The sequence below is a fragment of the Candidatus Rokuibacteriota bacterium genome (genome assembly GCA_016209385.1).
Taxonomy (GTDB): Bacteria; Methylomirabilota; Methylomirabilia; order Rokubacteriales; family CSP1-6; genus JACQWB01.
Window position 1 is genome coordinate 1 of sequence record JACQWB010000262.1, and the last position, 7,532, is coordinate 7,532.

At 66.4% G+C, this 7,532-nt stretch carries 6 protein-coding genes and 1 pseudogene; all 7 read left to right on the top strand.

Translation table 11 applies throughout. The features are described from left to right. The first annotated feature begins 277 nt into the window (after positions 1–277). Positions 278–913, top strand: coding sequence for an ANTAR domain-containing protein (locus HY726_19605; GenBank protein ID MBI4611201.1), 636 nt, complete (start codon positions 278–280; stop codon positions 911–913). 334 nt (positions 914–1,247) lie between these two features. Further along, positions 1,248–2,582, top strand: a pseudogene (gene urtA, locus HY726_19610) (urea ABC transporter substrate-binding protein). Between the two features lie 113 nt (positions 2,583–2,695). After that, a complete protein-coding gene (urtB, locus tag HY726_19615) occupies positions 2,696–4,330 on the top strand; it encodes an urea ABC transporter permease subunit UrtB (GenBank protein MBI4611202.1) in 1,635 nt (544 codons plus the stop codon). Beyond that, positions 4,327–5,478 carry an urea ABC transporter permease subunit UrtC gene (urtC, locus tag HY726_19620; protein MBI4611203.1) on the top strand — a complete coding sequence of 384 codons (1,152 nt, stop codon included), beginning with the start codon at positions 4,327–4,329 and terminating at the stop codon, positions 5,476–5,478. The genes urtB and urtC overlap by 4 nt, the downstream gene beginning before the upstream one ends. Positions 5,479–5,480: 2 nt before the next feature. Further along, a complete protein-coding gene (gene urtD / locus HY726_19625) occupies positions 5,481–6,257 on the top strand; it encodes an urea ABC transporter ATP-binding protein UrtD (protein ID MBI4611204.1) in 777 nt (258 codons plus the stop codon). After that, complete coding sequence (gene urtE / locus HY726_19630) at positions 6,257–6,949, top strand: urea ABC transporter ATP-binding subunit UrtE (protein ID MBI4611205.1); 693 nt, start codon at positions 6,257–6,259, stop codon at positions 6,947–6,949. Before urtD ends, urtE begins: the two co-directional genes overlap by 1 nt. Before the next feature lie 13 nt (positions 6,950–6,962). Continuing rightward, positions 6,963–7,265 (top strand): urease subunit gamma, encoded by a 303-nt coding sequence (locus HY726_19635; GenBank protein MBI4611206.1) that lies wholly within the window; start codon positions 6,963–6,965, stop codon positions 7,263–7,265. Positions 7,266–7,532: the final 267 nt, after the last annotated feature.

The following is a 7,532-nucleotide window of genomic DNA, read 5'->3' on the forward strand; positions in this document are numbered from 1 at the left end:
CATCTAGTCGACTCGGAGGGGGGCTTTGCCCCCCGTCCGAACCTCCCCCCAGGATGGGTTGCGCCGGCGGAGCCGGCGCTCGAAGGGCATTACTCCGATACGGTACTGGCCCTGTCCCGTCCGGGGCGTGTGGATCAACCCTCACCGAGTTGACCGGTGCCTACCGTTTGGGCACCGCGCCGTGGGCTGAGCATGATTTCACCATTCCCCGGACACGGGTTGGTGTGAAGTCCCGCTTTCCCGCACGGTTGGCTCGTCCCTGAGTCTGGCACTTCTCTTGCTGAACCTGTATCCCGTGAACCCGCGCTGGCGTGTCGTCGTCGTCGATGACCACCTCCCATCGAAGGCCGCCGTCGGCGAGGCCATCGCCGCGGTGGGCGGGGTTGTCGCGGCGGAGGGAAGCCATGCCGCCGAAGCCCCGGCGCTGGTTGAGCAGCATCGACCTGACGTCGTGATTCTGGCCGTCGGTCTCCCCGACGGCGACGGCGTGGAGGCCGCCAGGCGCGTGATGCACCGTTCCCCCTGCCCCATCGTGCTCCTCACGAGCCGGACGGATTCGACCGTGGTCGGGCGCGCCCGGGACGCCGGGGTTATGGCCTTTCTCGTGAAACCACTCCGCCGCGACGAGCTGGCCCCCACCCTCGATCTGGCGGTGGCCCGCTTCGCAGAGTTCCGGGCCTTGTTGAAGGAGAACGCGGATCTCAAGCGAAGCCTCGAGTCGCGGAAGCTGATCGAGCGGGCGAAAACGGTACTCATCGAGCGGTACGGGCTCACCGAGGCCGAGGCTTTCCGTCGAATCCAAAGGACTTCTATGGACAGTCGCCGCCCGATGAGCGAGATCGCTCAGGCACTACTGCTGACGGAAGGGTTGAGCGGCGGGCCTTCGGGAGCGAGGCCACTGTCTCTCGAGTGAGCCTGCCACAATCCTGAGCAACTCCCCTCCTCTGCACACGGAAAAGGCATCTCGCCGGGCATTCTCTTGCAGCAACCCGCTGGCAAGTGATTGAAATTGCGAGGGGCAGACCGGCCTGCAGACCGGCACGGAGGTTGCTAGGATTCCAGCGAGCCCCGGCGGACGACGGTGTCCCCGGGAGCGTGGCAGCGGCGCCACGACGAGCGGCGCCGTTTTTGTTTGTTCGGAGTGAACGGGCGGAATGAGAGCGCAACGGCGCGCTGAGGGGCAAGGGGGCCGGAACGACTTTCACCGAAAGGAGCGTGCAATGCCCGAAGACACCTCACGTGCCGACATGCGTCACTCGCGTCGCGAATTCCTGAAGACATCCGCGCTCGGCGTCGCCGGCGCCGGGCTGGCGGGCGGGCTGTCCTTTCCCGCGATCCTTCGCGCCCAGGAGAAGGGGCCGATCAAGGTAGGTGTCCTCCACTCGCTGAGCGGGACCATGGCCATCAGCGAGGCGCCGATCAAGGAAGTGGTCCTGATGGCGATCGAGGAGATCAATCAGGCCGGCGGCGTCCTGGGTCGCAAGGTCGAGGCGCTCGTGGAGGATCCCGCCTCCAACTGGGATCTGTTCGCCGAAAAGTCCAAGAAGCTCCTCCTCCAGGACAAGGTCGCCGCGGTCTTCGGGTGCTGGACGTCGGTGAGCCGGAAGTCGGTGCTCCCGGTCTTCGAGAAGTACAACGGGCTCCTCTTCTACCCGGTGCAGTACGAGGGCGAGGAGTGCTCCAAGAACGTGATCTACACCGGGGCCACTATCAACCAGCAGGCCACACCGGCGGTGGACTATCTGATGAGCGCGGAGGGCGGGAACAAGAAGAAGTTCTACCTGCTCGGCTCCGACTATGTCTACCCGCGCACCACCAACAAGATCCTCCGCCTCTACCTCACCAAGGTCAAGAAGATCCCCGAGTCCAGCATCGCCGAAGAGTACACGCCGTTCCACCACCAGGACTATCAGACCATCGTCGGAAAGATCAAGAGCTTCTGCGCCGCGGGGGATGCGGCGGTGATCAATACCATCAACGGCGATTCCAACGTCCCCTTCTTCAAGGAGCTGGCGAACCAGGGGGTGACCGCGGACCGCTGCCCCACCATGTCGTTCAGCTTCGCCGAGGTGGAGCTTCAGACCCTGGACGTCAAGCCCCTGGTGGGCCACTTCGCCTCCTGGAACTACTTCATGTCGCTGAAGACCCCGGACAACCTCAAGTGGGTCAAGGCGTACAAGGAGTGGGCGAAGAAGCGTGGCATTCCCGACAAGCAGGCCGTGACCGATGATCCCATGATGCACGCGTACGTCCACGTCCACCTCTGGGCCAAGGCGGTCGCGAGAGCCAAGACCACCGACGTGGACGAGATGCTCAAGGCCCTCGAGGGCCTCGAGATCCCGAGCCCGGTCGGCAAGTACTAGGTGGACGAGAAGAACCACCACACCTGGAAACCCGTGTACATCGGGAAGATCCGCGCCGACGGCCAGTTCGACGTCGTCTGGAAGACGAAGGCGTCGGTGGCCCCGGAGCCCTGGAGCCCGGTGACCTATCCCAACCGCGCCTGCGACTGGAGCAAGGGTGGAAAAGGCTCCTACGACCTGGTGGCAGGGAAGCGGATGTGGCTCTCGGAAAAACAGTAGTCAAATCGGAGGGGGCCCGGGTACCCACGCCGGAGGCGTGGGTGTCCCCCTCCGAGGCCTCCCCCAGAGCTTGCGCGGGCCAAGCCCGCGCTCGAAGTGCGCGTCCAGCACGTGTGGCCAGTCTGCTGTCGCTCGCGTTGCTGCTTGTCCTGGGAATTGCCGGGGCCGGAGTGGCGGCTACGCCCTCCAGGCCCGGGGTCACCGAGCTGGAGTCGACCGCGAAGGGGCTCGGGTCGCCGGCGACGCAGCGAGAGGCGATCCTCGCGCTGCAGGCGATCAGCGATCCGTCGATGGAGGCTGTCCTACGGGCCCTGAAGGACGGAGCCCTCTACCAGTGGAAGGGCCGGATCGCGATTCTGGGGGACGACGGAACGTTGAAGGACGCCAGGGGGCAGCCGCTCCTCGACGCCCAGGGGCAGCCGGTTTCGCCCGAGAGCGGGCACGAGGCGATTGCGCTTGAGGAGGAGCTGTTCGGCCTCGTTCAGCGAATCCTCGAGCGGCTGGAGGTGTTCGGCGCGGATCGAGAGGCAAGGAAGGCGGCGGCCTTCAAGCTGGGAGGCTCGGGGGACATCTCGGCGATCCCCGTGCTGCTGAAGGCTGCAGAGCGGGAGACCGACCGTGATGTAAAGACCGTCATTGAGGAGTCGGTGGCCAAGCTGCAGCTCCTGGCGCCAGACCCCGCCACGCGCGCGGGCGCAGCGCGCTCGCTGGCTCGGCTCAGGTCCGAAGCCGCCCTTCCCCAGCTCAGGGCCATGCTTGCCCATGAGCCGGACGGCAAGGCGAAGGCGGCAGCCAGGGACGCGATTCAGCGCATCGAGTCGTTCATGGGGCTTCGGAACATCGTGGCCTACCTCTTCAACGGCGTGAGCCTGGGCGCCGTGCTGCTGATCATGAGCCTGGGGCTGGCAGTGACCTTCGGCCTCATGGGCATCATCAACATGGCTCACGGCGAGATGCTCATGCTGGGCTCGTACACGGCGTATGTGGTGCAGGAGGCCTTCGCGTCGCGGCTAGCGTCCCACCAGGACTACTACTTCTTCGTGGCTCTGCCCCTCTCCTTCGTCGTGGCGGGGCTGGTGGGGCTGGCGTTGGAAGGGGGGATCATTCGATTCCTCTACGGCAGGCCGCTGGAGACGCTCATCGTCACGTGGGGGATCGGGATGATCTTCCAGCAGTCGGCCCGGCTCTACTTCGGTGACCAGACCAGCGTGAACCCGCCGACGTGGTTCAGGGGCGGCGTGGAGGTCATGCGCGGACTCATTTTTCCCTGGAGCCGGATCTTCATCGTGGCGCTGTCTGTGGCGGCGCTGGCCGTGCTCTACCTTCTACTGTACCGCTCCTACGCCGGGCTTCGAGTGCGGGCCGTCATGCAGAACCGGGCCATGGCCTCCTGCGTCGGCGTCTCCACCCGCAAGATCGACGCCCTGACGTTTGCCCTTGGCACCGCCCTCGCCGGCGTGGCGGGCTGCGCCCTTGCCTTGATCAGCACGGTGGACCCGGAGGTGGGCAAGACCTACATCGTCGACGCCTTCATGGTCGTTGTGCTCGGCGGCGTCGGCAAGCTGCTCGGGATGGTGGCGGCCTCCTTCGGCATTGGCCTGTCCAACAAGATCCTGGAGCCGTCGATCGGTGGGACCGCGGCGGCCATCTACGCGAAGGTGGCCGTTCTCGCCCTCGCCATCGGCTTCCTCCAGTGGAGGCCGACCGGGCTCTTTCCGGCCAAAGGGCGCGCCGCTGAGGCGGCGTGAGGGGCACGGTGATCCCCGTGGTCACCACGCGAAACGCTGACGGCAGCGCGTTGTGGTTGGCGGCCTTCGCGGTGGTGTTTGTCGTCGTGCTGCCCGTGGGGAATGCCTTCGGTGTCCTCTCCGACTACTACCTGAACCTCTTCGGGAAGTACCTCTCGCTCGCCATCCTCGCCCTCGGCATGGACCTCATCTGGGGCTACACGGGGATCCTCTCGCTGGGCCAGGCCATCTTCTTCGGGGTCGGGGCGTACTCCATCGGCATGTACATGATGCTGGAGGGGAGCGGCAAGGGAGTGTACGGGGAGCCGGTCCCGGACTTCATGATCTGGAACCAAGTCTACCAGCTCCCCTTCTTCTGGAAGCCGTACACGCATGTGCTCGTCGCGCTCGGGTCGTCGGTCCTGCTCCCGGCCGCCCTGGCCGCGCTCACCGGGTTCCTGACCTTTCGCCGGAGGCTCCGGGGCACGTACTTCGCCATTCTCACCCAGGCCATCGCCTTTGCCGTGTGGCTGATGGTCAACCGCAACGAGATGCGGTTAGGGGGCACCAACGGCCTCACCGACTTCAAGTCCATCCTGGGGTTCTCGCTCAGCGATCCGCGGACGCTCAGCGCGCTCTACGTCGGCACCGCCGCCCTCCTGGTGGCCGCGTTCCTCCTCTCACGCTGGCTCGTCGCCTCGAAGACCGGGCTCGTGCTCCAGGCCATCCGGGACAACGAGCGGCGCCTCCAGTTCCTGGGCTACAACGTCGCCGGCTACAAGATCTTCGTCTTCGCCATCTCGGCCGCCCTGGCCGGGCTCTCCGGCCTGCTCTATGCCCCGCAGGTAGGAATCATCACGCCGAGCCAGATCGGCGTGCTCCCCTCGCTCGAGATCGTCATCTGGGTGGCCTTCGGCGGCAGAGGCACGCTCTGGGGCGCCGTGCTCGGCGCGATCTCGATCAACTGGCTCAGGAGCGTGCTCACCGCCGCGTACCCGGCCCTCTGGCCCATCATCCTCGGCGGCCTGTTCGTGACCGTCATCCTGTTCTTCCCCCAGGGCCTGGTCGGAGTGGCGAGCCAGCTCCGGGCCCTGGTGTCGCGAAAACGGGCGTTCGTCGCCGCGGCTGAAGCGGTACCGGCGTCGAAGGCGGAGCAACAGACCCTCTGACCATGGCGACGCTCCTGTACGTGGAAGGGCTCAGCGTTTCCTTCGATGGGTTCCTGGCCCTCAGGAACTTGAATTTCATCCTCGAGGACAGCGAACGGGTGCGCCTCCTGATCGGTCCCAACGGCGCCGGGAAGACGACGCTCTTCGATGTCCTCACCGGGCACGTCAGGCCGATCGCCGGCCGGGTGGTCTTCAGAGACTCGATCGACTTGCTCGGCCTGCGCGAATACGAGATCGCCAACCGGGGCGTGATCCGAAAGTTCCAGACGCCCTCCGTCTTTCCCGACCACACTGTTTCGGAGAACATGCTGCTCGCCTCGGGCGGGAAGGGGTTCCTCTCCACCATGTCTGCTCGCGCGGTTTCAGATGAGCGCGACAGGATCGCTCAGGTCCTGGAGCAGGTCGGGCTCCTCGAGTCCGCCAACGGCTTGGCCGGGACCCTCTCACACGGCCAGAAGCAGTGGCTGGAGATCGCCATGCTGCTCGTTCAGGCGCCGAGGCTCCTCCTCCTGGACGAGCCGGTCGCCGGCATGACCCGGATCGAGAAGGAGAAGACCGCCGAGCTGATCGATGCGATCGTGGACTGCGAAAGTTGTTCCATCGTGCTCATCGAGCACGACATGGAGTTTGTCCGGCAGGTGGCCCGGCGCGGCCATCGGGTGACCGTGCTCCACGAAGGTAGCGTGCTGTCGGAAGGCTCCATCGACCGGGTTCAGTCCGATGCCCGCGTCATCGAGGCCTACCTGGGGCGGGGCAGTGTGGGCGTGGAGGCCGCGTGATGCTCGCCGTGAACGGCGTCGACGTCTTTTATGGCGAAAGCCGGGTCCTGACTGGCCTGGACCTGGCCGTGGGGGAGGGGCAGGTCGTGTGCGTCATGGGGCGCAACGGGGTCGGCAAGACCACGCTCCTCAAGACCATCATGGGCCTGCTGACACCCGGGCGGGGGACCATCCTGTTCGACGGGCGCGAGATCACGGGTTTGGCGCCCTATGCGCGCGCCCGCCTGGGGATCGCGTACGCCCCCCAGGGTCGGGAGATCTTCCCCACCCTCACCGTCAGGGAAAACCTCGTGCTCGGGGCCCGCCGGAGGCAGCCGGGGTCCGAGGTCTTCGACTACGTCTTTTCGCTCTTCCCGTCGCTCGCCGGGATGCTGGACAGGCGGGGCGGCGACCTCAGCGGGGGCCAGCAGCAGCAGCTCGCCATCGCTCGTGGCATGATCTCAGACCCCAAACTGCTTCTCCTCGACGAGCCCACGGAGGGGATCCAGCCCTCCATCGTCGAGGAAATCGCCGCGGTCCTGCGACGGATCAAGGAGGAGGGCCGGCGCTCGATTCTCCTGGTGGAGCAGTACCTGGAGTTCGCGCGCGCGCTTGCGGACCGCTTCTACGTGCTCGACCGGGGGGTCGTCGCCCTCGAGGGCCGCCGCGAGGAGTTTCGGATTGACGAGGTGAAGGGCCTGTTGAGCGTCTAACCGGAGTGGCGTCATGCACTTCACGCCCAGGGAGCAGGAGAAGCTGCTGATCTTCACCGCCGCCGAGGTCGCGCGTCGCCGGCGGGCGCGCGGCCTCAAGCTCAACTACCCGGAAGCGCTCGCCCTCATCACGGCCGAGGTGCTGGAGGGGATCCGGGACGGGCGCCCGGTCTCGGAGCTCATGGCGTCCGGTGTCCGGATCCTGAGCCGCGACGACGTGATGGCGGGCGTTCCCGAAATGCTGGAAGAGGTCCAGGTGGAAGGGACGTTCCCCGATGGGACCAAGCTGGTGACGATCCACCACCCGATCCGGTAGATCGTCGGAGGGGGCCTCGACGGCCCCCTCCGATACCTCCCCCCGGAGGGTTGCGCGGGCCAAGCCCGCGCTAGAACCCCGGAGGGGGGCTACGCCCCCCTTCCGGACCTCCCCCCGAGGAGTGGTTGCGCCGGCGAAGCCGGCGCTCGAACAGGGACAGTGGGGTAGTAGTCGGAGGGGGCCTCGACGGCCCCCTCCGAGGCCTCCCCCAGGAGGTTGCGCGGGCCAAGCCCGCGCTCGAACAAAGCAGAGGAGACACGGTATGGC

Coding starts and splice junctions, on each gene's coding strand:
- urtD (MBI4611204.1), top strand. CDS start 5,481: ATGGCGACGCTCCTGTACGTGGAAGGGCTCAGCGTTTCCTTCGATGGG.
- urtE (MBI4611205.1), top strand. CDS start 6,257: ATGCTCGCCGTGAACGGCGTCGACGTCTTTTATGGCGAAAGCCGGGTC.
- HY726_19635 (MBI4611206.1), top strand. CDS start 6,963: ATGCACTTCACGCCCAGGGAGCAGGAGAAGCTGCTGATCTTCACCGCC.